We start from the raw sequence: 25,242 nt of genomic DNA on the forward strand, positions 1-25,242 counted from the left end.
GTCTCCAAATTAGTAGATGCTAGATCAAATCGTTCTTAGAGTGTCTACAAAATCACCGGCGGAACTCTATTTGATCAGAGGTCTGATTGCATCGCGCTTCTTAAAGAGTCTACAGACCCTTTGAATCCGGTCATAGCGCCCGAGCAGAGCATCGAATCGACTATGGCTTCTGCGCACGCCCAGACGGCTGCCCTGAATATTTCACTCTGCGTGTTCCCTTCGTTCATTAGGCTCTGCTCGGACAGACTGTACTCTCTGGATGTAGTGAAAGCAAGTGAAATGTCTCCACTTCCGTGGTGCCCTGGAGCTCCCAGTAGCCCAATAGCAAGATTCATGTGGCGCGTTACTCTCTTCAACTGATGTGGCATCAAAGGCAGATCTGTTCCCAGGATCATGATGAGCGATCCTTTCTCACGATCGGGATCCTGTAGCTTGGGACGCAATTCCAGAGAAGGAATTCTAAGGTCGGACGATCTTCCGAAATTTGAAAGAACGAAAACCCCCAAGGTGTATTTCCTGCCTCCGAACTCGACGATTCTTGAAGACGAACCGATCCCGCCCTTATAACCAAAGCAAACCATCCCGGTCCCCGCGCCACAGCTGCCGAGCTGGAAATTCTTTTTCGCGTCCCCGACCGCATCGGTAACCATCTCTTCTTTTATCGCAAGAGCTCGAATTTCATTTAGAAAGCCATCGTTGCACTCCATGACGACTACGTTTAGCGACGACAATTCAGGATTACTCTGGAGGGCGAGCCTTACCGCACCTTGATGTACGGCTCCAATTGAAAGTGTGTTGGTCAGAAAGATATCGCTTTCGATCGTCCCGAGTTCTTCTATCTGAATAAGACCCATCGACTTTCCATAACCGTTGAAGACGCTGGAAGCTGCCGGGACGGGCCGTTCATATACGTAAGGAATCCTTATGACGCTTATTCCCGTTCGAAGACATCTCGGTGAATCCTCAGTCAAAGTGTAATGCCCGACTCGTATTCCCTCAAGATCGGTGATCTTGTTCAAAGGCCCCGTTTCGTAACCGTCTCCTGGGTAAGCGAGCTCTCTATATCTCATCTCTTCACCTATCTTTCGATAATTGATATTGGATCTTGTTTCGAAATCAAGAATCTTGCCGTGATTACTCCGGCCAACATAACAATAACGGTCATTACAGAGATTCTGAAAAGCGTCTCAGGAACTACGATCGAGGAAATGTAAAGTCCCCGAAGAAAGACCGATGTAAAAATCTGCCAGCAGATCGTAGTCAGAAGATATCCAATTGCTGCGCCCAGGAAAAGCACTAATGACAGTTCTCCGAAAAAGAGAAGACCAATCTCATCTCTACTCTGTCCCAAAATGTTCCTGATTGATATCTCGCTCCGTCTCGCCAAGGTCACCCTTGTAACAGTAACCAGGCCGATTATTATGACGACGATTAACTGAAGATAGATGATTATCGACGAAATCAACTCCATGAACTGCGTCTCGGCACGGATCTTCAACTCGAAAGTCTTCCTGTCGACCAATTCCACCTGACCGGCCTCGGAGGCGAAACTTCTTATTTCACCTGCAAGATTACGGTCGTCGTATAATACCAGGAGACCGGCAGATTCTATTCTGTCTTGCACTAAGACACCAGCGAGACTTTCTAGATTCGGCAGAACCTCCATCGAAGAGTAATCCAACCCCCTGACAGAACCATTGACAATTAAGTCGAAAAGACTCCTGCTAACATACAGCGTACCGGCCGCCGGATCTTCGTCGAATATTGAGAGAAGTCTCGAATGCTCAGAAGATACAACAGGAATGAAGAGTTTCGAGGTGCCAAACATAAGCTTTACATCCAGCTCGAGAAGATCGGCAGGAAGAACAGCCGTCGATTTCGATGAGATTTCTTCAGGAAGCCTGATCTCCTCCAATGCCGAGGTCTGAATATAAGAACATTGATCGAACAACCAGCCGCTGTCTCGAACAGTATCCGTCAATGAAGATAGAAGCAAACCAAAAACGGTCACTAGCACGGCAAACGCGGTGATGTTAACAAAAAGAGATCTGTAACCATCGCTTCTCAGAGGAAATTGGAGCCAGGGCAAACCGACATTCCTGAATCTGTTCTTGAGCAGACCGACTCTTTCTTCAGAACTCTTCAGAAGACCGACGAGATCTCTTCTCAGATGTCTTCCTATAAGTATCTGAGATAGAACAATCGTAGTGAACGGTATAAATAACGTGCAAATAGATGAGACGGCGCTGTCGCCTATATAAAGTCCATTGGGCGTGAAAAAGCGATCTTCGAATAGTGAAAGAACGGCTCCACCTGCAAGGAGGCCAAGGATCCAGCCAGCAATTCCCTGATAAAGCGACTCCAGAAAGAGTCTTACCTTCAAACTCGCGGGAGAATGACCTATGGCAGTAAGGATAGCATACTCCTTCCTTCTTTCACGAATGCTTACCGAATTAAGCATTGTAAGAGCTATTATGAAGACCAGAGAGACAAAGAGATTTGTCAAGAAGACTCCCAAATAGTAGCTTGCGTACTGCCTTTCAAGGGTCTCCCGGGAAGAAACAGGTCCTTCGATCGAAACTGAAAGCTCTTCTCCGATGATCCTTGATCTCAGCTCGTTTTCAACTGCCATTAGGAAACCATCCTCAGCGAATACAAGGAAGCCAAATGATCCCCTGCCCCTCGAAATCCCCGACGGCCCCAGTCCAAACACCGATGGTCCTTCCAGAGATGCGACCACTGTATATAGACCTACGCTCGACATTTCGGAGATCTCCTCATAGACATTTTTCAGATCTACTCCTGAGGCTCTTAGAAATGAATCGGAGACAATAATTTCATTTGTCCCTGGGGAAAATACCGTCCCTTCTGAGATGTAGGCATTGCTCTCCCGCAACATTCGAGATATCTCCGTCTGCTTGATTCCATAAACAGGGAAATTGGCTCTTGCACTTCCGAAAAGGTTGTAGCCGAGATAGGCGATATCTACCGGGATAACATCTGAAAGACCAAATACGTCTTCGAAAATCTCGGTAAGACTATTGTCAATCGATTCATCTCTTCCACTTTCAGAGAGATACTGTACCGTAATCCAGCTCTCATTGATCTTTGCTATCCTGCTTCTCGTCTCTCCGAAGGAAAGAAAGATTGAGCTAATTACAAGGCTCATTGATACACCAAGAGCGACAACGAATATGAAGACCAGTATTCTGCCCGGTCTTCTTCTGAGATATAGCCACATGTATTTAAGCATTCACACCAACCTCATAGACCTGGCCATTCTCCACTTTGAGTTTTCTTCTGAAATTACCTATAATCTCAGACGAATGAGAAACAAGTATCAGAGTCGCACCAGACTTCGAGCAATAAGACTTCAAGAGCTCTATTACCCTGCTACCATTTTCGTTATCCAGGGAAGCGGTCGGTTCATCGGCGAAAACAACCTTCGGACCGGCTATCAATGCTCTTGCCACTGCTACCCTCTGACTCTGCCCAAGCGAGAGCTCATACGGGAATCGCTTGAGAAGTTGGTTCAATCCAAGCGCAGTAGTGATTTCTTCGAGCCTCTTTCTTGCTCCTCGCTTTTCTTTCAGGGGGAGCAGAATATTCTCCCTGACAGTCAGATGGTTTATCAAGAAGTGTTCTTGAAACACAAAGCCGAACTCTTTGCGCCGAAGTTCGGCTTTTGCGGAAGGAGTAAGAGCCGTAAGCTCCTTGCCTTCGTATTTGACTTCTCCGCGACTTGGCTCCTTTAGTGTGCTCATAATGAAGAGAAGCGATGACTTCCCAGAACCCGAAGGGCCGAATATCCCAACTTCTTCTCCCTTCTCTATCTTGAGGTCAGTCGATTTGAGCGCCGCCAGAGCCTGCTTCTTCGTCTCATATATTAATGCGACTTCTTTCAATTCGAACATCCTACTTCCTCCCTTTGAGAAGACCTACTCTGATTATCCCACAAACACTTCGCAGTGGAAAACCTGGCGAATCAGGCTTTTTTAAATTGACGAGACCAAATCGGGCTCAATCATAATTGTGACCACTCAAGAATTCAGTTACAAGAATTCAGTTAAGAGACTTCCCCTTGAGAGATAATAATATGATATATACTCTTCTATACGGAGGTGAACCGTGAAGATAATGATAGATATTGATGACATCCTATCGAACTTCAATCTTGCATTCCTGAAGATCGCGAATGAAATGTTTGAAGAAGTGCCAATGGATGTTGAGGTCAAGGTATGGGACTTTTGGAAAAGCGTGCCCAATCTCACTCTCGATATGGAAGAAAGGGTGTGGGAGAGAATTAGAAATACTCCGAACTTCTACGAGTTTCTTCCTCCATATGCAAGTCCAAAGGAACTGAAGCGGCTGGGTAGTCTTGTCGCCCAGGGCTGCCACGAATTCTACTTCATAACTTCGCGTTTTCCTACAAAAGGAAGAAGTGTTCAGCTGCAGTCTCAGAGATGGATTCAGAAGAAAATCGGCGAACCGGTATCGGTAATTGTAAGCTCCAGAAAGGGTGAGCTTTGCAAGGTTCTTGGCATCGATTATGCAGTAGACGATGCACCTCATCACGTAGAGAATCTGCTCGATCACGGAATCAATACATACATAATGGATTGGCCTTACAACAGACACATCGATCACAGACTCAGGGTGAAGAACCTGGGAGAGTTTCTGGACAGTGTTTTGATCTAGTAGAAAACCGGAGGTGAGAGGTTTGAAAAAGATACTTCTTGCTCTTCTTCTTTCAGTCTTCTTAACTGGAAGCATCTTTACAGCAACAACATGGGAAGATCAAGTCATTTACTTCATCATGATCGACCGTTTTTCAAACGGAGATCTATCCAATGACGACATGGGATATGGAGAAGCCGGTACCGACAACTCGCGATACAACGGCGGAGATCTCGCCGGGATAATCGAGAGGCTAGACTACATAAAGGGATTGGGCGCAACGGCAATTTGGATAACCCCACCGGTGGCCAATCAATGGTGGAATCCATGGGTGAATTACGGTGGTTATCATGGATACTGGGCCAGAGATTTCAGGATGATTGATGAGCATTTCGGTGACGTTGCACTCTACAAGAGACTCGTTGAAGCCGCCCACGATAAGGGCTTGCTGGTAATACAGGATATCGTTCCCAATCATGTGGGTGACTATTTTCGTTTCGTAGATGGACAGTTCGAACTCAACTCCGAAAGCGTCCCGACCTCTTCTCCCGAACAGCACCCCTTCTCACTAAACGATTTCAATAATCATAAGGATGAGAGTATTTATCACTGGACTCCCGATATCTATGACTTCAATGACCCTTATCAGAAGCTGAACTACCAGATGTCCGGTCTGGACGATCTCAACACGGAAAATCCTGTGGTAATCTCAGCACTTAAGGATTCTTTCACTTTCTGGATCGAAGAGGCCGATATTGATGGATTGAGGATCGATACAGTAATCTACGTTCCTCTAGAATTCTGGGACGAGTTTCTGAATGGTGAAGAAGGTATCTACGAAGCTGCCGTGAAGAACGGCAAACCTGAATTCATAACATTTGGCGAGGCCTGGGTTAGAAGCGACCCCTTCGACGATGCTGGGGAAATGGTTATAAAAGAGTTTTTCGAAGCAGGAATGAATTCCATGCTGGATTTTCCGCTGAACATTGAACTGAGAAGTGTATTCAAAGAAGGGAAACCAACAGCGAATATCGGATACAGACTTGAGGCGCGGCAGAGCCACTTCGATCAAACCAGGCTATTGACTTTCATCGATAATCACGACATGGAACGATTCTTGAAAGGGTCAGGATTGGCAAATCTTAAACAGGCTCTGGCCTTCATTTTCACGATTCCCGGCATCCCGGTGATCTATTACGGCACTGAGCAAGGCTTTGTAGAAACTAGGGCAGCGATGTTCGCCGGAGGTTTTGAGTCTGGTGAAATCGACCACTTCGATTCTCAATCTGAGCTCTACAGATATATAAGCGAACTCGCAATGCTGCGACAGGAATACCCTGCGCTGAGGTATGGGGAGGTCAAAGTGCTAAAAACCGACCCCAATGGGCCTGGGATCTTTGTCTACAGCATTGAACATAACGAAGAGAAGATCTTTGTTTTAATGAATACTTCGGGAGAACGTAGGATTCTAGCTAATTTGGATACCGGCCTTGGAGTGGGTCAGTTAATCAAGCCGATTTACACTTTCAATTCGCTCTCCAAAAGCTATCCTGTCGAACAAGGCGGGAAACTCGTGATGACCATGAACCCACGCTCCGTCTACGTGGGAATCGCTTCCGAAGAAACTCGTGAAGTTGAGACACCTGAAATCAAGTTTAACGCGAACCTCGAGGATTTTCAGAGGATCGACTCAACTTATACTGTGACAGGAACAGCTTCGGGAGCCTCCTCCGCGCGGATAATATTCGACATGAGAATTGAAGAGGCAGAAGACATCGAAATAGTCAGCGGAGAGTGGTCTTACGAATGGGACATTTCGAAGTTTGACCCGGGAATCCATTCAATTCTATTCAAAGTCTACGGTGATACAAGAAGAGAATCGATCTACAGCGATGATTACCGAGTGATTCTCGATATTCCGGAATTGCTTCTGGCTTCGATTTCAGATCCCGAAGGAGATGACTGCGGTCCGGAATGCAGGTACAAATATCCTACAGACATCACTTTCAAGAACCAGATGGACCTGCTAGAGGTTGAAGTCAAGCAGATAGGAGCTTCGATGGTTCTGGGGATTAGAATCAAAGATCTAACCGACTCATGGGGACCACAGAACGGATTTGACCATGTTACCTTCCAAATATTCGTAGATGATCCCAACAGAAAGGGATCAACCGACCTGCCGTTCCTAAACGCGACTATGCCTGACGGACTGGACTGGGATTACTTTATCTTCGCAAATGGCTGGTCAATAGTTGCGTATTCTTCTGAAGGTAGTGGCCCGAAGTCGTTTGGAACTCCCATATCCCTCACTCCACTGGTACAAACGAATAGAATGAATAACGAAGTAATTCTCAGGATTCCCGGCGAGACGGTCGGAAGACCAGAGAGTTTTGAGGAGTTCAACATCTACGTAACTACTTGGGACTTCGATGGAATCGAAGCGGTATATCGAGACATCTATCCTGAACCAAAGAGCTACCATTTTGGAGGCGGAAGCAAAGAAGACCCTTATATTATGGATGACATCCTTATAAGGATAGAATAGGAGGATAGAGAGAGGCCTAGAAACAGCTTCGGGAGGAGATTATGCTTTTTTTGCTTGTTGTGATTCTGGCCGTGATAGTCGCTGCTTCTCTAATAAGGTCGATGAGTCAGGAAGATGAAGATAATGGAGAGGACATACAAGAGAGCACCGAGATCTCATTTAGTCAGCATGCCGTTTCAAGAATGGATGAAAGAGGAATTGAACCGGAGAGAATAAAGCGCATTCTCGAAGAGGGTCGCAGGGTGGAAATTGCCAATTACAACAGACTGAAAGTAACGGACGACGAAATCACCGTGATACTCGAAAAGAGACTCTCTAACTTCGAAGTTGTCACGGTATATTGGAATAGTGGCGAGCGTGAGGAATCGCTACTAGATGATTGACAAAGAAATTCGTGATTCATTAACCGAGCCATATGTTCAGGTTTCTTATGAAGATATCTTATAGCCTAAGACCCTCTCAGAAAGCGGGGACAAGATGGAAGAAAAGAAAGATAGAGTTGTTGAATTGTTAAGAGAATACATGTCTTTGCCCGAGGAGGAAGTCCCCAAGAGGCTGGTCTTCTTGAAGGAAGCAGTTTCGATCCTCAGTGATCAGGGGAAGACCCTTGCTGCCCACCAAATAATCGATAGAGAAATCAAGAAGTTCGATCACTTCGATTCTCTGGAAATGGCAGGTTTGCTGAACACAATGGTGAAACTGAGCGCGCTTGTCGGTGAATTTTCACAGGCAGTTGAATATTCGCGTAGAGCACAGGCTATCTGTGCTGAAAAAGGCGAAAAGGAATTGTATACGAGAGTTCTCATAAACACGTCCGGACTTTACTTGAAGATGAATGATTTTGGCAAAGCTCTGGCCAATGTGAACAGAGCTTTGGAGATAGCAAGAGAGAATGGGGACGAGATTAACGTTGCATGCTGTTTAAACAATATCGCAATTATCACGGAAAATGGAGAGTATGAAGAATCGGGGATTCCATACTTTGAAGAGGCAATAGAGATAAAGGAAAGGCTCAATATGAAGACTGAGCTACTGAATAGTTATCTCAATCTTGCCGAGCTGTACTACGAATCGGGGAGAAAGACCGATGCCAGAGAGCTTTTGTCCAGAGCGAAATCATTGGGTGAAGAAAACGAAGACCAACACGTTATTGTAGAGACGATGAAATACGAAGCCCGTTTCTTGAAAGGCGAGGGAGATTTCACCTCGGCAATCAGCCTGCTTGAGGAAGTCAGGGAATACCATCAAGAAAATGGAAACAAGACTGAATTGCTTGGAGTATTGAACGATATCTCTTCAGTGTATGAGTTGATGGGAAACTCAAAAGAGGCCTTGAACATGTTCAAACAGATAACGGAATTGAGCCGGAGTATTTTCAAGGAAGAACAGGCAAGGTCGATAGCCCAGCTGGAATCATCATTCGAGGCGAGGGAAAAACTCAGGGAAATCAACGACCTGGCAGAGCAAAACAAGAGACTTAGAACGGTCAATGAAGAGATATCGGAGAAAAACAACGAACTCCAGGAAATGAAAGCCAAGCTGGAGGAAATTAATAAGCTTCTGGAAAAGCAGGCGGAAACCGACCCATTGACCGGGCTGTTGAATCACAGGAAGATGAAATCAGTGCTGGACAGTGAGATTTCGAGAGCAGAGAGATACGAAACTCCCCTGACTATGATAATGCTTGATCTAGATGATTTCAAGTCCGTTAATGATTCTTTCGGCCATTTGAAAGGCGATGAACTTCTTGCCGACATCGGAGAATCTATAAGGTCATCTATCAGAAAGAACGACTTTGCCTTCAGATACGGAGGCGAAGAGTTCCTAATCCTCCTACCTTGCGCAGATGTGGAAAAGGCATCGGAATTCTACTCGAGAATGAAGAGATCCCTTCAGGAGAAGCTTGATATTGAGGTCTATTTCAGTGCGGGTGCAAGGCAGTGGAAAGGGGAGTCCTCGGACGAATTCATTTCCATTGTGGACAAATTGCTCTATGAGGCAAAAGCAAAAGGAAAAGACAGGCTTGAGATAAGTGAAGCAGCTATTTGAGAAAGGTGGATGAAATGAGTCAGAAAGATCACGAGAAGAGCTACACTGATTATTACGAGGAGTATCTTTCAAAAGATGAGTCTTGTGTAGAGGAAAAGCTGGCGCTTCTCAGGAAGTTCCAGCAAGCTTTGACAAGCTCGGGAGAGACTCTCATCGCCTTTGAGACCGTAAGCAGGGAACTGGAGAAATTTAGCGGACTAACCAGTCGCGAGATGGGTCTTGCATACAATGGTATGATTAGAATCAGTTGTCAATCAGGTGAGTTTTCAAAGGCCCTTGAATATGCTTCCGATGCAATTGCTATCTTCAATGAATTGGGAGAAGAAAAGTTACTGTCGATGGTCTACAACAACATCTCCGGTGTCTACTTGAAAATGGGAGATTTCGAGACATCAGTAGAATATTCTGAGAAGGCGGTTTGCCTTGCCAAAAAGAATAACGACGAGCTATCACTTGCCAAGTATCTAAATAACAAGGGAATTGCTATTGAAAACATCACGGAGGACGGTTCAGGTGTGCCGTTTATCCAAAAGGCAATTGAAATCAAGGAGAAGAACTTTCTTAAGGGAGATCTGCCCAATAGCTATATGAATCTTGCCGATATCTTCCTTTATACCGGAAGAAAGAGCGAAGCAATTGATCTCCTAAGGAAGGCCCGTAAGATAGCAAGTGAAAACTGCGATGATTACTCTCTTGCAGATATATGCCGCTACGAAGCAGAGTATTACGAGGCGACGGGAGATCTAGACTCTGCTCTGGAAGCCCTTGAACATTCACTCGAATATCACAGATCGAAGGGAAACAAATCGGACATCCTTCACAGGCTAAAGGCCGTCTCCAAAATCCAGGAGGCAAAGGGAGATGTTGATGGAGCTTTGGAAAAATACAGGGAGATAGCAAGACTAAATTCCGAGGTATTCAGGGAAGAAGAAGCCAGAGTGATTGCAAAGCTGGGAGCGACCTTTGCTACCGTACAGAAGCTCAAGGAAATAGAGGAGATGACGGAGAAGAACCATGAAATTGACGAAGCTAACAGGTTAATGATTGCGAAGAACAAAGAACTAATAGAGGTGCAAAACCAACTGGAATTGGCAAATCGACTTTTGAAGGAGAGAACCGAGACAGATCCGTTGACCGGTCTTATGAACCAGAAGAAGATGTTTGAAGTACTTGAATACGAAATCAATAGAGCAAAAATGTACGGTGGGAGTCTCTCCGTAATAATGATTGACATTGACGATTTCAAGCAATTCAATGACACTTTCGGGCATCAGAAGGGAGACGAGATACTTGAGGCCTTTTCTTCACTTATCGCTTCCAAAACAAGGAGTATCGACTATGTTTTCAGATACGGCGGAGAGGAATTTGTCATCTTACTGCCTTCAACCGGTCTCGAAGGGGCCTTATCTACGGCAACCAGAATACTTGAGTCAGTGAACACATCAGAAGAATTGAAGATAACCTTTAGTGCCGGTGTTGCCGAGTGGAACCAGGAACACTCTCGTGAGTTATTGCTGAAGACAGACAGATTGATGTACGAGGCAAAGAGAATGGGCAAGAACAAAATCCAATATCAGTAAGGCTTGCATCCGGGAGATGCACAATGAAAGACGAAAGATCGGTCGATGGGATTCTTAGAGAGTACAGAGTTTCTATGGAATGCTCTTTGAAGGCGATGAACCGCTACACGGAACTGGGCCTATCCTGACGATGCTAACGATGTGATTGGAAACAGTGAAGCGACCGCATCTACGTGGATGAGCTCGATAAGAGAATAGAATACACTGACAGAGCTATCCAATACTCACTGGCAAAGGAAAACCGGTTATCTACGTCGATATTAATGAAGAATTGGGGGATAATCCTCAACAGACTCGGGAAGAAAGTGAATAGATTGAGCTTCATTATCTGTCGTAGTAAAGCAATCCCATCCTAGGACACAAAGTACCGCTGTAGAGGAGGAGAAATGAGAGTCCTGTTCCTTGGCACCGCAGCTTACGAGGGCCATCCAAATGTCTTCTGCGACTGTGAAAACTGCAGAAAGGCGAGGCTGGCAGGAAATGAAAGCTTCAGGCTTACGGCTTCCGTATATGTTGACGACGATCTGCTCATCGATTTCGGGCCGAATATCATGTCTGGGGCTCAGAAGGCAGAGGTTTCTCTTTTTGATGTAAAAACTCTCTTAATAACCCACTCCCACTCTGATCATCTGTACCTTCCAAACTTCGGCTATAGAATGAACAGATACAACGCCTCTTATGACAGACTTCCTCGAATGAGCGTTCTCGCCAATTCTACCGTCCTCTCTCTCATTTCCAATTCAGTCTACTTTGACCCCGAGAAAACCGTCCTTCTCCAGGCGGAACCTTATGAAGAAATCGAGGTTAACGATTGTACCGTAATCCCTGTGCCTGCAGTACACAAAGTTAAAGAAGACGAGCAACCGTTTATATTCCTGCTCAAGAAAGGTGGGAAATCATTCCTTTATGCGACCGATACCGGCCCAATCGAAGACTCTTCATTCGGCCGTCTTAAAGACCTAATTGATAGTCCGATAGATATTGCAGTTGTTGATTCGACTTTGGGATTCATGAAAGAAGTGCTCTTTCCATATCACCACACTGCAGAGCAAGTAATCTCCACAAAGAACAGAATGAGGGAGTTTAAAATTATAGATGACAACACTCTGGTAGTCGCCCATCACTTTTCACACTATCCAAACCCGCCCAAGAAGGAACTTGAAGAGTTCTACAACCGCTATAAGGTTGTAGTAGCACACGACGGACTACTGCTAGACATATAATGCGACAGTTCATTTATTGCGGAATTATCGTCGCCTAACCAAATCCTGTCAGGAGAAGTCTTAGCACCCGTCAGTTATTTTTGGGCTTGAGCAAATTACCGTCGCCGTTAGTGCTCACCGACTCTGTATGATTTCATACGTCGATTTCTAAATGCCTAAGACAAGTCTAGCGCTTGAGGATTTCATCTACACCCTCGAACAATCTAACATCTTCCCTTTGCAGAAGATCAGAATAGAACTCCTCTTTACTTCTATTTCCAAACACATAATCAATGAAGCCATGCATCACACTGTATAGATAGTACTCTCCGCCATCCTTCATGAAGACACCCGTAAAATCCAAGAAGTTAGCAAGGGGTGAGATTTGATCAAGCATCGCAAAATCGGGATGCTTAGCATCAGGGATTATTATATGATAAGGCGGAACGCTGCTTGAGTTAATCAAATCGGCTATTCTTCCTGATTCCTCGCGTTCCTTCCACTCATCGGTCTCCATGATCAACGCTGGTACTTCTATACCTTTGCTTATCTCCCGCTCGTTCATAACAAAAAGTGCGGGATCAAAAGTCAACAGAGCTTTTATTCTTTCATCGTAAAGAGAAGCAAAATGAACAACTCCTCCCCCACCTGAATGACCAAAAGCAATCACTCTTTCGGTATCAAAGACGCCGGCCAGAACATGGTTGCTTTTGTTCAGTTCGACGAGCTTATCGATAACAAACGATAAGTCCTCTGCCATAAGTTTCATCGAAAGTCTTACTCCCTCCTCAAATGTCTCGGCTCCGGGGAGTTCCATGACTCTGTCTCTATTGAAATGGAACTGGGTACCATCGGAAAATTCAACAACGGATGCTCCGTATGGATGCTCAATCCCAATCACGACTATACCTCTGCTCGCCAAATACTCAGCAAAAGCAAAATACAGCGGTACGATAGCCGGAGTTCCCGGCGAGAGAATCACCGCTGGTAGATTCCTGGCATCAGCAGAAGGTACGGCATCTAAGAAGGAATTGGTCTTAACGGCACGCAAGTGTTGAAACAATATGGGAGGAAGATCGTAATTTTCAGCAAGGCTGTTCACAAAAACCGAGTGATTCCTGAACCACGGGCTTCTTCTGCTTCCCGAGGTATCGTCGGAGGGATACCAGATGTCTATTATCAATCTTCTGGACATTTTTGCATCCGAGAATGGATCGAGTCTTGTTTCATCGCTCAACTCAATTATCTTAAGTCCGACTTCGTACTTTCCACCAGGGTCGGGTACTTTGGTTGTAGGAAATAAATAAGCGAGAATTCCGATTGCAGTAATAGCGATTGCTCCAATAATCAGCGCTATATCTATGGTTCCACGAGTTCTACTCATAATATCACCTCTACCCAATTATATACAAAATTGATCGGAATATCGTGCGCTCGAATGATCGACTACCTTCAAGAAACTATCTGTAATCTGAGTTTGTTTTCAGTTTTGCAATGTTATAGTTGGTCTTGAGGAAGGCTATTTTCTTCCGGGGGAGTACTATGAGAAGATCATTGTCAACCGTCTTTTTCATTCTTTTGTTTCTTACCCTCTTTGCTGAAGTAAGGTACAAATTTGGTGGAGACACCGATTATCCACCTTTTGAATATGCTAATGACCGCGGAGCTCCGGTGGGATTCAACATCGATGTCCTTAGGGCAATATCTAGTGCTCTCGATTTTGACGTTGAGATAGAGCTAAGAGTCTGGACGAGCGCAAGAGCCGCTCTGGAGGACGGCAAAATTGACGGTCTGCTTGGAATGTGCTACTCGGAAGAGAGAGATATACTTGTCGATTTCTCTAATCCGCACATAATACTTCATGGCTCTATTTTCTCTAATAGGAAGACTGGCAAATATTCTTCTCTCAATGATCTCAGGGAACTGAGAGTTGCCGTTCAGAAGGGCGACTTAATGGACGAGCTTGTCTCTAGTGAGGTAGCTGGAAGTGAGATTGTGAGAGTCGAGTATCCCGAAATTGCACTCCGGATGCTCAATGAGGGACAGGTCGATGCAGTACTACTCGGTAAGATACAGGGTTTGTATTTGATTAAGGAACTTTCTCTAAAGAATATCTTGGTGTCGGAGGATCCTTTTGTAAGGCTAGAATACTGCTTCGCAGTGAAAGAAGGAGATGTAGAGTTACTGTCTTTACGTAACGAAGGTTTGGCGATAATTTCTTCGACAGGAGAATACCGACAGATTTACAACAAATGGTTTGGAGCCATTGATGCAAATGCAAGTAACAGTCCGTGGCAGAGTTTCCTTTTATTCGCCCTTCCCGCTGCTCTGATCATGCTCTTGGTGCTGGTCGGAAAGTATCTGTGGAACAGGGCTTTGAGGAAAGAGGTAAGAGAGAAGACGGCATTTTTGAGCGCGAAACTCGCGGAAGAAAAATCAGTTGAGACTCAGCTCTCCCTATCTGTACAGAGATATAAATCAATGTCAGAGACTATCTCAGATTACTACTACGAAATTGACTTCTCAAATGACGGGGAAGACCACGAAGTCTGGAGAAGCGAAGCCTTTGAAAGGATAAGCGGGCACAGTCTTGATTCACCCGACCTTCAAGAACTGGACTGGGAATCAGTTATTCATCCTGAGGACCTTGATTGCTACAAAGGGCATTTTGAAAGCGTGAGATCTGGAAATGAAGAGAGAATAGAATATCGTATTGTAAGGAAAGACGGCGCGCTTAGATGGGTGAGCGAGTACTCGAAGCCAAGTTACTCGAAAGATTCCTCCAGAGTAAGAGGCATCCGAGGAGCGGTAAGAGATATCACCGATGAAAAACTCGTGAAAGACGAGCTGGAAAGAACAAAGGAGAAGGTCTCTAAGCTTCACGATATCGCTTTGAAGATGGAGAAATCAAACGAAGAGGACACGATCTTCCACTCGATCATTGATGCGTCGGCCAATATCCTCGGGATGGAAATGTTCGGTCTCTATCTCCTCTACAATCAGGAAATCGTCACCCTTGAGACGAAGGGCGAGGTGGCATCGATGCAGGGCTACCTATTCAGGAGCGGCATTTTGAGAGACTCTATAGAAAACGGGAATACTACCTTTATAAGTAACAGTTCACTCTGCAAAGTCATAACCGACTGCGAGCAATCGATCTTGGCGGTCCCGATGAAGAGTATAGGAGTTCTCGTCTCGTACCATGACTCTCCAATGAAACAAGAAGAGGTAAAGCTAGTCGAGATTCTTATGGCTCATGCAGTTGAAGCGATCTATAGAATTCGTTCAGATAAGGAGATTCACTATGTCACCTTCCATGACCCACTTACCTCCTTATACAACAGATCATTCTTCGAAGAGGAGGTCGAGAGACTCAATGTAGAACGGCAAATGCCTATAAGCATCGTGATGGGAGATGTGAACGGACTGAAAATCGTAAACGATGCCTTCGGTCATCTAGAAGGTGATAGACTACTGAAGACTGTCGCAGACTGCCTGAAATCCTCCATGAGATCCGACGACATAATCGCCAGATGGGGAGGAGATGAGTTTATAATGCTGCTTCCTCAAACAGATACGCAGTCTGCAGAATCTCTTGTTGGCAGAATCAGGAAAGCCTTGAATCGGATAACGGGCTTCAGTCTTCCTATAAGCGTCTCCTTTGGAATCGGAACGAAATTCGATGCTGATCAGGATTTTCGCGAAGCTCTTATCTCCGCTGAAGAAAGAATGTATAGAGACAAACTCCTGAACAACATATCCATGAGAAGCAGAACGGTCAAGGTGCTAGAGAAGAGTCTGCTTAACAAGAGTTATGAGACGGAAGAACATACGGAAAGGGTCAAGACTCTCAGCAGGGATTTCGGGAAGTTCATCGGATTGTCTGAAGCCGAACTCGATAATCTTCTGCTCCTTGGTGCTCTGCACGATATTGGAAAGATAGCAGTTCCTGAGGAGATACTAACTAAAGCGGGCAGTCTGACCTCTGAAGAATGGAAGAAAATCAAGTCCCATCCCGAAGCCGGATTTAGAATAGCCCTCTCTTCGCCAGAGCTGGTGGGAATCGCGGATGAGATCTTAAGTCATCATGAATGGTGGGACGGCTCAGGGTATCCCCGAGGACTGGTTGGCGAATCAATTCCGCTTCTGGCAAGAATGATGTCAATAATAGACGCTTACGACGTTATGACAAGCGGAAGGCCGTACAAGCACCCGGTATCCTCTGAAGAGGCAATAGAAGAGCTGCGCAGATGTGCTGGGAAGCAGTTCGATCCAGGGCTGGTTGATTCCTTCGTCAGTTTCTTGAACGTATAACGTCGTTCATTTGAGCGAGGTTAGTTCTCGATAAGCCTCGTAGGCTCGAGGTCGCGGGTACGGGTTGCAGTAAGAAAAGAGATTCTTCGTTTTGGAGCGAGAATCTTTTCTTCGTTCCTAGACAAGGTGACAGATCATTCAATCTTCTGAACAACCAAGAGCTTTCATCTGAAGCGGGCCCAGCGCTAAAGGATCTTCTTGTCTCCTCCGCCCTAACCACTACGTCGGCTTTCTACTCTGTATATGGATCGGCTATAAAACAGTTGAAAGCACTTTCTGCGGCTCGCGATCATTCAGTAGGTTTTGTGCTCTCCAGAAGTCTCATCTTTCTTCTTGCCTCTTTTATCCCCAGTTTCTTAAGAATGTACTTACCCAAAGCGTACTCAAGAGGGAACCAGGAAACATGCCCAGTAGGCACTATATATCTTTTCGGTCGGTCGAAGGCCTCCCACAACTGTTTTCTCGTCTGTATCGGAAGAGTCTTGTCAAAAAGCGCCTCGATCATGGTCACCTTATTGCTATCGTTAAACCGCGCGTAAGCAAGAGGATCTATCTTGAACAGGGGGTGGAGGTCGGATTCTAGCAGCTCGGAGGCACTCTTCATTTTCTTGACTGCCAGAGAGTCTTCTTTGAATCTCTCGTTCAGTCTCTTCTCATCGTTCAAATACCCTTCTTCACCCGAACCGCTTCTCAGCGACCGGCGAACAGATTTCAGCACGGGGGACTGCCACATTATCCTGGCGATGTTGCCGCCGACAGTCATTAGAATCAAGTTGTTAATTCTTTTGTCAATTGCACTTACTATTGTGGAGACCATACCTCCAAGACAATATCCAAAAAGACAGTTGTTGTCCCACCAGATATTTTCTTGCTGGAGCAAGTCGATGGTTGTCATAGTATCCACGACGGCCTGTTCCCAGAATAGCGTCAACCTTCGTAGATCTGGCGAAAAGAAGTCCTTTCCGCTGGTAGAACCACTTGCCGTTCTCGTATAATTTCCCGGAAGTATCATCACGGAGGCTTGCAGACCGGCACTTGCCAAATGGCTTCCCATCCAGAAGAGGAATGGGATATTGACAGTGCCCAATCCGTGAAGTATTAATATCGAGCCAACGGCACGTTCTCTTGGGGAAAAATGATATACCTCGACGTTTTCGGTTCCCTTCGTGCAGTTCTTGTACAGAGAAGGATACTTTATGATAGAACAACGATAGTGTTTGCCTTTGAATATATAACCACTGGAAAACTCTATCTTCTTCTTCTCGTATGAGAAATCGGGGTTCATCTGCATACTATCATACCCCTTGTACAGAAACTCAGGCTTTCCATCTCATCGGTTAGCACAAGCGCCGCTTTAGAATTCACGGAAATGTCCCGCAGCACTCTGACAAGAGCATCAATTGAAACCGGATCCAGGCCAAGCAGAGGTCTGACAAATACGTAGAGATCACAGGCCTCAAACCTCAAATGGGAGAGCTTAACGTCCTCATCACTTACGATTCCGGCAAAGCCGTCTATCTCTTCAAGACCTGCAAGAAAGCTCTTCACGGACACTACACTCTCTTTGTTTAGAATGTAGCTTCTTCTAAGCTTTTTGGTTGATATGAAGCTGCGTGCTTTCTTCAGCATTACTTGAGAAACGAGTCCGCTGTTCTTCAAGGTTGCTGAGAAATACTTCTCTGCATCTGAAGAAGGTCCTCTGGAACCAAATCTTTCAAAGAAGCTCTTGGCCTCTCTGAATATCGGAACCGCATTTTCAGAAAACGGATCCTGCCGCGTAATTGCCCGGGTGAGTTCCCTAATAATCTCAGAGCTACCACAAAAAACATGGAGGAGCTCGCCCCTACTGATTTCCAGATCCTTACCAGTACCAGCGACATTCCCGATTTCGATCAGCGGTTCTCCTTCAGAAGGAGGAATCGAGCGATCGTTTGAAGCCCCGATCCTCCGAAGTATCTCCCCTCTGTCGAGCGGAACCGGGAGATCTACAACTGTCGAATTCTCTATGAAAAACAGTCTATCCGCCTTCTGCATTATTTCGGGATCTGGGGTTGCAACAAGGACCGATGCTCCCCTATTCTTGACATCGTTTATCATTTTGAGCAGTCTTTCCTTGTACGAGCTGTTCAGCACGGAGAAGAGATCGTCAATCAATAAGACTTTTGGTTCTGAGAATGCTGCAATCGCAAACTCAAGCAAGGATTGGTCATCTGCTGAAAGTGATGAGACTTTTGCAGAAGGTTCATACTCCAGGCCGACTTCCTTAAGTAGTCTAGAACTCTCTTGATTCATTTTCTTTCTGCTGATTGAAAACTTTCCACTTCCGAGGAAGATGTTCTCTGCAATCGTAAGGTCTGGAACAAGCATGTATTCCTGATATACTGCACTAATACCGATGTGTCTGGCATCGACTATAGACCGCAGCTCAACCCGCTTCCCATCGAAAACAATCTCACCATTATCCGGGCTTATGTCACCACTAAGAATCTTAATGATCGTCGACTTCCCAGAACCGTTCAGTCCGCCTAAAACTGTAAGCTGACCACTATCTAGATCTAAATCGACGGCTTTAAGAACTTTCTTTCCTCCGTATGACTTTTCTATCCCTCTCGCCTCGATAACTCTCATAGGACTTCAGCTCCAACTAGAAATTATCTCCGCCCACTTCTTCCAAGACCCTCGAAGATTATTGCACAGTTATATACTACCAGATGAGAACTCTGCTCTTCACTTTATGACGGGAACAAACAGATGCATCCTGCTCTTCTTGTCAACCATTAGAAGGTAATCGTCTCTTATCAAAAGGTAAATCGTAGAGTTACTCATTCTCGAAAGAACAGACTGGAGCTTCCTGGGGTCGACTTGGACGGCAAACTCCTCACCGTCAAATTTCCCGATCTCACACTCATATCGAAGACTCCCTGCTTTCAGAAAGAATCTGATCCTTTTCTTATCTGAGATCATCAGAATGGAGAAGCCTTGTTTGGAAAGTCTGACAATCTTTCTCAAAGCCGACAGAAGAGCCCTCTTCTGTACCCCGACTCCTCCTTCGACTTCTTTGAAAAGAAACGCAGGCGGTACGGGAAAACCAGTCTCGTCGGTGCATATGGAGAAAAGCAGAGGTCCCGCCTTTAATCCGAGCTCGGAAATACCTGTACCCGCATCGAGCTCTTTCGTCGACAACAACTCCAAAGACTTAACAAGATGCCTGGTGGTCACGTACTGTAAAGAAAAATGAAAGTCTGTTCTTGGTTCGTTTTTAAGCATCGAGATAAGGATTGCTCTACCTGCAGAAGCAGCGAGTACAGTATCATTTCCTTTAGAAAAAATCTCGATAGTATCTCCTTCCTGTGAAGCTGCAGATATGAAATTCAGAGATTCATTGAATTCCTTCAAAAGAAAGCGAGAGGAGTACTCGAACTTCCTCTCCATCGAAGGAATGTTCTCGCCTCGAGCCTTCTGCAATGTGAGCACTTCTGAATCTGTTCTGATTTCAATGTTGTCTCCGTCTGAGGAGAAGATTATGTTTGACTCCTCGTCAGAGCTCTTGAGAACCCTGGCGTAGTCAATCGGTATCGAGAAGACTCCGGTGAAAGGCGTGATTGAAAGCCCGGAAGAAAACTCAAGCTTCATACAACCATCGGTCGCGAAGAACTTCAATCCCCTCCTGTAATAGATCTGGAAATAGCGGAAAGAAGGCTCAACGGACCCCGAAACTCTTCCAAAGAGATCGATCAACTTTGCAAAATCGGAAGAAGCCAACTGGAAATTCATTTCTTCCCTCAGAACAGCCTGATCTGTTCTTTCTCGGCAAGACCCTTCAGAGCGCCGTGCTTTCTGAGCATTTCAACGCTGGTCTTGTTCAGAGCAGTTCTTCTTATCAGATCCTCCACTGAAGAGAATACTCTTTTTTCTCTCTCCTGCTCAATAGACCTCGCCGCCTTGTCTCCCATGTTTTGGAGCCTATTGAAAGGTATTCTGAGCGATCTCCCTTCAATCAAGAATCTCGTTGGATGCGATTTCATCAAGTCGACGTTCAAGAAGCCAAATCCCCTGAGTAACATTTCCATCACTACCTCCAGGAGAGTCTCTTTTGCCCTGTCTTTGACGTTCCTTTCTTGATCACCTCTAAGTCTGATAATCTCTTTCTTGATCGTATTGACGTCCGATGTACAAATATCTATGTCGAACTCTCCACCCTTAATTGAAAAATAGGTGCTGTAGAAGGCGAGGGGATAGTGTACTTTGAAATACGCCACTCTGTATCCCATGCTAACATATGCAGCGGCATGGGCTCTTGGAAAGAGATACTTGATCTTCTTGCATGAGTTGATGAACCATTCGGGAGCGCCACTTGATCTCACTTTATCTTCATCGTCCCTGTTGAGACCCTTTCCCTTTCTGACCTTTTCCATGATCTTGAAGGCCTCCTTTGGATCCATTCCCCTAGCAATCAGGTAGTTCATTATATCGTCGCGACAGGCTATAACATGAGATAGTGAGGCTTGTTTCGAAGTAATTATGTCCTTAGCGTTATTCAACCACACATCAGTTCCATGGGAAAGACCCGATATTCTTACCAGTTCGCCGAAGCTTGAGGGTCTTGTATCTGCAAGCATGCTCCGAACAAAAGTCGTGCCGAACTCGGGGATTCCCAGGGTGCCCATGTCGGTTCCAAGCTCGTGGTATTTCACTCCCAGAGGTTTTAGTGAAGAGAAGATCGCCAGAGTCTCAGTATCATCCATTGGAATGCTTTCTGGATCAACTCCAGTTATGTCCTTCAGCATCCTGATAAACGTAGGATCGTCATGGCCGAGAGCGTCTATCTTAACCAGATCATCATGAATTACCTCATATGCGAAGTGAGTTGTCAGCGTTGAACTCTTTGTATCGTTTGCGGGGTGCTGAACCGGTGTGAAAGTATGAACGTCCATGTCTTTCGGCACGATCATAAGACCACCGGGATGCTGACCAGTTGTTCTTTTTACTCCNNTGCCACGCGCAATTCGCTCCTGTTCAGCCCTTCTAAGCGTTCTACCGCTCTTTTCAGAATAGGCCCTTACGAACCCAAAGGCCGTTCTTTCAGCTAGAGTAGAGATCGTTCCTGCTCTGAATACATGGTCTCTGCCAAACAGTTCTTCTATAAAAGCGTGGGCCCGTTCCTGGTACTCTCCAGAGAAGTTCAGGTCTATATCCGGCACTTTGTCCCCCTCAAATCCCAGGAAGGTCTCAAAAGGAATGCTCTGGCCATTCTTTGCCATCTCATTCCCGCAACCCGGGCATTCCATTCTAGGAAGATCATAACCGGATTCGAGATCGGTTTCAGGAAAGATCGACTTGCCACATTCGGAACAGAGATAATGTGGTGGAAGCGGATTTACCTCAGTTATTCCGATTACATTGGCCACTAGGGAGCTTCCTACTGAACCCCTTGAACCGACCACGTAACCTTCCTCATTGGACTTTGCGACCATTTTCTGAGCGATGAGATACAAGACCGCGTAGCCATGACCGATTATTGCGTCAAGCTCACGACTGAGCCTCTTTTCGACGATTTCCGGCAGAGGATTTCCATACAACCGTTCGGCATTCTCAAGAGCCATTCTCCTTACTTCTTCTTCTGCGCCTTCTATTACTGGAGGGTGTAGCTTCCCCTCAATCGGAGTCACCTCCTCGATCATTGAGGAAATATACCTTGAATTATCGATAACCACTTCCTTTGCAATAGCCTTGTCTTCGAAAATATCGACTGCTTTGTTCATCATCTCCTCCGTTGTATGGAGATACAACGATGGTTGGTTCTGAAAGTTATCGTAATCCTGAGCAGCATTTATTGCGGCTCTATAAATGTCATCATGTGGATTTATAAAATGCACATCCCCAGTCATAACTACAGGAATGTTCAGTCTCTTGCCAACTCTGTAGAACTCACGGTACATCTTGGTCAATGTGTCTCTCGACATACTGGTCTCGCCCTCGCTAGTGTCAATATTGTCTAGTGGCATAACCTCAATATAGTCGTAGAATTTCGCAATTTCCTCCAGCTCTTCGGTACTAGCGCCACCGATAAATGCTTTGGATAGTTCACCCGAGACACAAGCGCTACCTATCAGAAGCCCATCTCTGAAATCAGTTAATAGGCTCTTGGGAATCCTCGGCTTCATATAGAAGTACTTCGTGTGAGAGGCTGTTACCAACCTGTATAGATTTTCGAGACCCTTCTTGTTCTTGGCCAACATACTTACGTGAACCGGCTTAAGAGAGTCGAGATTTTGGTTCTTTCTCAGTTTTTCAAGCTCGCCAACGCTCTGAATCCCTCTCTTTTCCGCCAGCTGAATGAACTTCTTCAGAACTTCGGCGGTAACCTTTGCGTCCTCGTAAGCCCTGTGATGATCAAAATGTCCAAGTTTGAGGCGCTTCACAACGTTATCTAGTGAATAGCTCTTGGATTTGAATAAGCTTTTTGCAAGGGCAAGCGTATCGACGCATGGCATCTCCCAATCTCCTCCGAAATGTTTCTTAACAGAGTTGCGGACGAAACCGTAGTCAAAGGAGGAGTTGTGAGCAACAAGTATGCTTCCCTCAGTGAACTTTACAAATTCGGGGAGCACTTCTTTGATCGAACGAGCATCGGAAAGCATGTCTTCAGTTATTCCCGTCAAACTAGAGATCAGAGACGAGAGTTCTCTTACAGGCTTAATAAAAGATGAGTATGTCTCAATGACTTCGCCGCCTCTCATCTTTACCGCACCGATCTCAATTATCTCATCTTCCTTTGGGTTGAGACCCGTCGTCTCGAGATCAAAGACAACGAACAAAGCTTCATCTAGAGATGAGGTGTCTTCGTCTATGTTCATCGTTATTTGCTCTGAATCGTTTATCATGTAACCTTCCATACCGAAAATGGGCTTGATTCCATTCTTCTTAGCTGCAAAGTAGAACTCCGGCACTGACTGAACTACCCCATGATCAGTCACGGCAGCCGCGTCATGTCCCCACTCTCTGAAAGTGTTCACTAGCTCTTTGACGTCAACAACTGAGTCCAAAGCACTCATCTTGGTATGCAGATGCAATTCCACACGCTTTTCGGGAGCATTGTCAACACGCCTTGAAAGAGTCGTTCTGTTGATATCTCTGGGAATCAGAACCTCGTCTTTAATCCACGTATCGGTTTCCATCTTCCCTCTTATGGTAAGCTCATCGCCTTCGCGGAGCTTTTCGGAGAGGGNNATTTTCACCGATAAGTTTGACAGTAAGAGAATCCGTGTAGTCAGTTATGTTGAACGTAAGAATGAAGAGCTTTCCGTTTCTCGACTCCAGTCCAAAGGTCTTACCACTGACCACTACATCGGTCTCGTTTCCAAGAACCTCTTTCATTTTCTTTGAGACAGCTCTTATTTCTCTTCCTATCAGAACCAAATCAGCCTCACCGGAAGAGACCTTGCTCTCTCTTTCAACTTCGGGATATGAGGAATCTTCGTCAACGGGCAGCTCCTCGTCCTCACGGATATCTAGAACTATATCAAATGGTATGGTTCTCTCGCATACCTTTTCGATCGCTTTTCTTAAGTCGTGCTTTTTTGAACTGATTCTCTGAAATGAAAACTGATCGTGAACAGTGATCAGAATTCTATTCTTCTCAAACACCATTTCGGAAGAAGCTAGGTATGAAGATGCGCCGTTGGTGAGTTTGAGTATCTCTCTGAACTGCTCTTCAGTTATCCTCGAAACTCCTTTCTCTGCACCTGCAGTTTCAAAATCTCCAGGTTCAAATGAAAGCCTAACGGAAGAACCGAGAAGTCGCATCGCTTCTTCACGAAAGGTAGATTCTAGATAATGTCTCACGTCTTCGTTTACCTCGCAAGAGAAATCGATCGAGACCTCTCTTGATGTAGAGTCAATAGTTATTCCAGATATTTCAATACCCCCACAGTCAAAGGCTGGATCGGACTTCAACACTCTTGAAAGAAGTCTCGAAATAGGGAGCTTAAGATTCTTCATACAAAGTTTCATGCCTTTCGAACACCTCCGGGAAACTTCCTCGCCGCAAGGTGGCACCATGCAACAGCTAAGGCGTCAGCGGCGTCGTCGGGCTTTGGGTTTTCCTTCATCCGCAAAAAGGCCTTCAGAGTTCTTTGTACCTGTCCCTTTTCCGCTCTGCCATAACCTGTGACAGCAAGTTTCACCTGGTGAGGAGTGTATTCGAATATGGGAACTTCATGTCTTCTCATAGCGAGGAGAATAACGCCTCTCGCTTCACTAACCTGTATTGCAGTCGTGACATTCCTGAAGAAGAATAGCTCCTCGACTGCAGATTCATCGGGTCCGTATTCCTGAAGCAGGACTTCCAGTTGATCGTGGATCTTCAGTAGTCTGTCAGGGATAGGTTCATTAGGCTCGGTCCTGATCGCCCCATAAGATACAAGCTCGATCCTTGAAGATCTCATCTCGACAATACCGTATCCAACAGTACCAAAACCCGGATCAATTCCCAGAACCCTCACACAAGCCGGCAATTACCAGCACCTCCAAAAAAATCAAACCATCATTATAGAAAAACAGAATTCAGTACAGAGTCCCCTCAGATTAGAATCGCAAGTTCATTCTCTCATCGGCTTCCCGAAATTTCAAATGCGAAACCGGCGTCGCGTGCTAAGATCAGTTTGACCAAAAATCCGGTGATAGTCTTGAAGTTACTGCCCTGAATATATTCTAACCGCACGCAGCCTGAAAGAAGTTAAGCAGATATTGATTGGAAGATCTTGCGGGTTGCTGGACTATTATGAAACATGCATCTTGAGAGATACACCCTAAAAAAGAAGAGAGCCCCTAAGGACTCTCACTGGCGGGGACGACGAGACTTGAACTCGCGGCC

Annotated in this window: 16 protein-coding genes; 7 read left to right on the plus strand and 9 right to left on the minus strand. The window is 45.5% G+C overall.

All coding sequences use genetic code 11. The features are described 5' to 3' along the window. Window positions 1-74: 74 nt before the first annotated feature. The 3 genes from B3N33_RS11680 to B3N33_RS11690 are packed head-to-tail and all read right to left on the minus strand — an operon-like array spanning window position 75 to window position 3,914. The gene (locus tag B3N33_RS11680; RefSeq protein ID WP_214060424.1) at window positions 75-1,070 is read right to left on the minus strand and encodes a P1 family peptidase; all 996 of its coding nucleotides are present in this window, start codon (window positions 1,068-1,070) and stop codon (window positions 75-77) included. A gap of 8 nt (window positions 1,071-1,078) precedes the next feature. Further along, a complete protein-coding gene (locus B3N33_RS11685) occupies window positions 1,079-3,253 on the minus strand; it encodes an ABC transporter permease (RefSeq protein ID WP_292593450.1) in 2,175 nt (724 codons plus the stop codon). Beyond that, window positions 3,246-3,914 (minus strand): ABC transporter ATP-binding protein, encoded by a 669-nt coding sequence (locus B3N33_RS11690; protein ID WP_292590102.1) that lies wholly within the window; start codon window positions 3,912-3,914, stop codon window positions 3,246-3,248. Before B3N33_RS11690 ends, B3N33_RS11685 begins: the two co-directional genes overlap by 8 nt. A gap of 223 nt (window positions 3,915-4,137) precedes the next feature. On the opposite strand from B3N33_RS11690, the gene B3N33_RS11695 reads away from it, so the two are divergent. The 6 genes from B3N33_RS11695 to B3N33_RS11720 all read left to right on the plus strand — a co-directional run bounded on the left by B3N33_RS11695 (window position 4,138) and on the right by B3N33_RS11720 (window position 12,074). Beyond that, window positions 4,138-4,698, plus strand: coding sequence for a 5' nucleotidase, NT5C type (locus B3N33_RS11695; protein WP_292590136.1), 561 nt, complete (start codon window positions 4,138-4,140; stop codon window positions 4,696-4,698). 13 nt (window positions 4,699-4,711) lie between these two features. Beyond that, the gene (locus tag B3N33_RS11700; protein ID WP_349680381.1) at window positions 4,712-7,222 is read left to right on the plus strand and encodes an alpha-amylase family glycosyl hydrolase; all 2,511 of its coding nucleotides are present in this window, start codon (window positions 4,712-4,714) and stop codon (window positions 7,220-7,222) included. A gap of 41 nt (window positions 7,223-7,263) precedes the next feature. After that, on the plus strand, window positions 7,264-7,605 hold the full coding sequence (locus B3N33_RS11705) for a DUF4258 domain-containing protein (protein ID WP_214060304.1): 342 nt from the start codon (window positions 7,264-7,266) through the stop codon (window positions 7,603-7,605). Between the two features lie 94 nt (window positions 7,606-7,699). After that, complete coding sequence (locus tag B3N33_RS11710) at window positions 7,700-9,271, plus strand: tetratricopeptide repeat-containing diguanylate cyclase (protein ID WP_292593451.1); 1,572 nt, start codon at window positions 7,700-7,702, stop codon at window positions 9,269-9,271. Between the two features lie 14 nt (window positions 9,272-9,285). Next, complete coding sequence (locus B3N33_RS11715) at window positions 9,286-10,851, plus strand: tetratricopeptide repeat-containing diguanylate cyclase (RefSeq protein WP_292590105.1); 1,566 nt, start codon at window positions 9,286-9,288, stop codon at window positions 10,849-10,851. 386 nt (window positions 10,852-11,237) lie between these two features. Continuing rightward, window positions 11,238-12,074, plus strand: a complete 837-nt coding sequence (locus B3N33_RS11720; protein WP_292590106.1) for an MBL fold metallo-hydrolase — start codon at window positions 11,238-11,240, stop codon at window positions 12,072-12,074. Between the two features lie 166 nt (window positions 12,075-12,240). Here the strand turns inward: B3N33_RS11720 and B3N33_RS11725 are convergent, their stop codons facing one another. Continuing rightward, the gene (locus B3N33_RS11725) at window positions 12,241-13,437 is read right to left on the minus strand and encodes an alpha/beta hydrolase family protein (protein ID WP_214061425.1); all 1,197 of its coding nucleotides are present in this window, start codon (window positions 13,435-13,437) and stop codon (window positions 12,241-12,243) included. Between the two features lie 158 nt (window positions 13,438-13,595). Here B3N33_RS11725 and B3N33_RS11730 point away from each other — a divergent pair, with 158 nt between their 5' ends. Next, a complete protein-coding gene (locus B3N33_RS11730; RefSeq protein ID WP_292590107.1) occupies window positions 13,596-16,367 on the plus strand; it encodes an HD domain-containing phosphohydrolase in 2,772 nt (923 codons plus the stop codon). 289 nt (window positions 16,368-16,656) lie between these two features. On the opposite strand, the gene B3N33_RS11735 is transcribed toward B3N33_RS11730, so the two are convergent. The 5 genes from B3N33_RS11735 to ruvC all read right to left on the minus strand — a co-directional run bounded on the left by B3N33_RS11735 (window position 16,657) and on the right by ruvC (window position 24,871). After that, window positions 16,657-17,658: an alpha/beta hydrolase gene (locus B3N33_RS11735; RefSeq protein WP_292590108.1), complete on the minus strand. Its 1,002-nt coding sequence runs from the start codon at window positions 17,656-17,658 to the stop codon at window positions 16,657-16,659. Continuing rightward, window positions 17,649-18,995, minus strand: coding sequence for an ATP-binding cassette domain-containing protein (locus tag B3N33_RS11740; RefSeq protein WP_214061429.1), 1,347 nt, complete (start codon window positions 18,993-18,995; stop codon window positions 17,649-17,651). The genes B3N33_RS11735 and B3N33_RS11740 overlap by 10 nt, the downstream gene beginning before the upstream one ends. Window positions 18,996-19,094: 99 nt before the next feature. Continuing rightward, window positions 19,095-20,141 (minus strand): hypothetical protein, encoded by a 1,047-nt coding sequence (locus B3N33_RS11745; RefSeq protein ID WP_292590109.1) that lies wholly within the window; start codon window positions 20,139-20,141, stop codon window positions 19,095-19,097. An 8-nt stretch (window positions 20,142-20,149) separates the two neighbouring features. Continuing rightward, window positions 20,150-23,545, minus strand: a complete 3,396-nt coding sequence (locus B3N33_RS11750) for a PolC-type DNA polymerase III (RefSeq protein ID WP_292593452.1) — start codon at window positions 23,543-23,545, stop codon at window positions 20,150-20,152. A gap of 831 nt (window positions 23,546-24,376) precedes the next feature. After that, a complete protein-coding gene (gene ruvC / locus B3N33_RS11755; RefSeq protein ID WP_180977914.1) occupies window positions 24,377-24,871 on the minus strand; it encodes a crossover junction endodeoxyribonuclease RuvC in 495 nt (164 codons plus the stop codon). Window positions 24,872-25,242: the final 371 nt, after the last annotated feature.

This window comes from Mesotoga sp. UBA5825, assembly GCF_002432955.1.
GTDB lineage: Bacteria > Thermotogota > Thermotogae > Petrotogales > Kosmotogaceae > Mesotoga.

What these genes read in the sequence shown, in the direction of transcription:
- B3N33_RS11730 (WP_292590107.1), top strand. Translation starts at nt 13,596, where the DNA reads ATGAGAAGATCATTGTCAACCGTCTTTTTCATTCTTTTGTTTCTTACC.
- B3N33_RS11705 (WP_214060304.1), top strand. Translation starts at nt 7,264, where the DNA reads ATGCTTTTTTTGCTTGTTGTGATTCTGGCCGTGATAGTCGCTGCTTCT.
- B3N33_RS11725 (WP_214061425.1), bottom strand. Translation starts at nt 13,437, where the DNA reads ATGAGTAGAACTCGTGGAACCATAGATATAGCGCTGATTATTGGAGCA.
- B3N33_RS11680 (WP_214060424.1), bottom strand. Translation starts at nt 1,070, where the DNA reads ATGAGATATAGAGAGCTCGCTTACCCAGGAGACGGTTACGAAACGGGG.
- B3N33_RS11690 (WP_292590102.1), bottom strand. Translation starts at nt 3,914, where the DNA reads ATGTTCGAATTGAAAGAAGTCGCATTAATATATGAGACGAAGAAGCAG.
- B3N33_RS11685 (WP_292593450.1), bottom strand. Translation starts at nt 3,253, where the DNA reads ATGCTTAAATACATGTGGCTATATCTCAGAAGAAGACCGGGCAGAATA.
- B3N33_RS11695 (WP_292590136.1), top strand. Translation starts at nt 4,138, where the DNA reads ATGATAGATATTGATGACATCCTATCGAACTTCAATCTTGCATTCCTG.
- B3N33_RS11720 (WP_292590106.1), top strand. Translation starts at nt 11,238, where the DNA reads ATGAGAGTCCTGTTCCTTGGCACCGCAGCTTACGAGGGCCATCCAAAT.
- B3N33_RS11735 (WP_292590108.1), bottom strand. Translation starts at nt 17,658, where the DNA reads ATGCAGATGAACCCCGATTTCTCATACGAGAAGAAGAAGATAGAGTTT.
- B3N33_RS11740 (WP_214061429.1), bottom strand. Translation starts at nt 18,995, where the DNA reads ATGAGAGTTATCGAGGCGAGAGGGATAGAAAAGTCATACGGAGGAAAG.
- B3N33_RS11745 (WP_292590109.1), bottom strand. Translation starts at nt 20,141, where the DNA reads ATGAATTTCCAGTTGGCTTCTTCCGATTTTGCAAAGTTGATCGATCTC.
- B3N33_RS11715 (WP_292590105.1), top strand. Translation starts at nt 9,286, where the DNA reads ATGAGTCAGAAAGATCACGAGAAGAGCTACACTGATTATTACGAGGAG.
- B3N33_RS11710 (WP_292593451.1), top strand. Translation starts at nt 7,700, where the DNA reads ATGGAAGAAAAGAAAGATAGAGTTGTTGAATTGTTAAGAGAATACATG.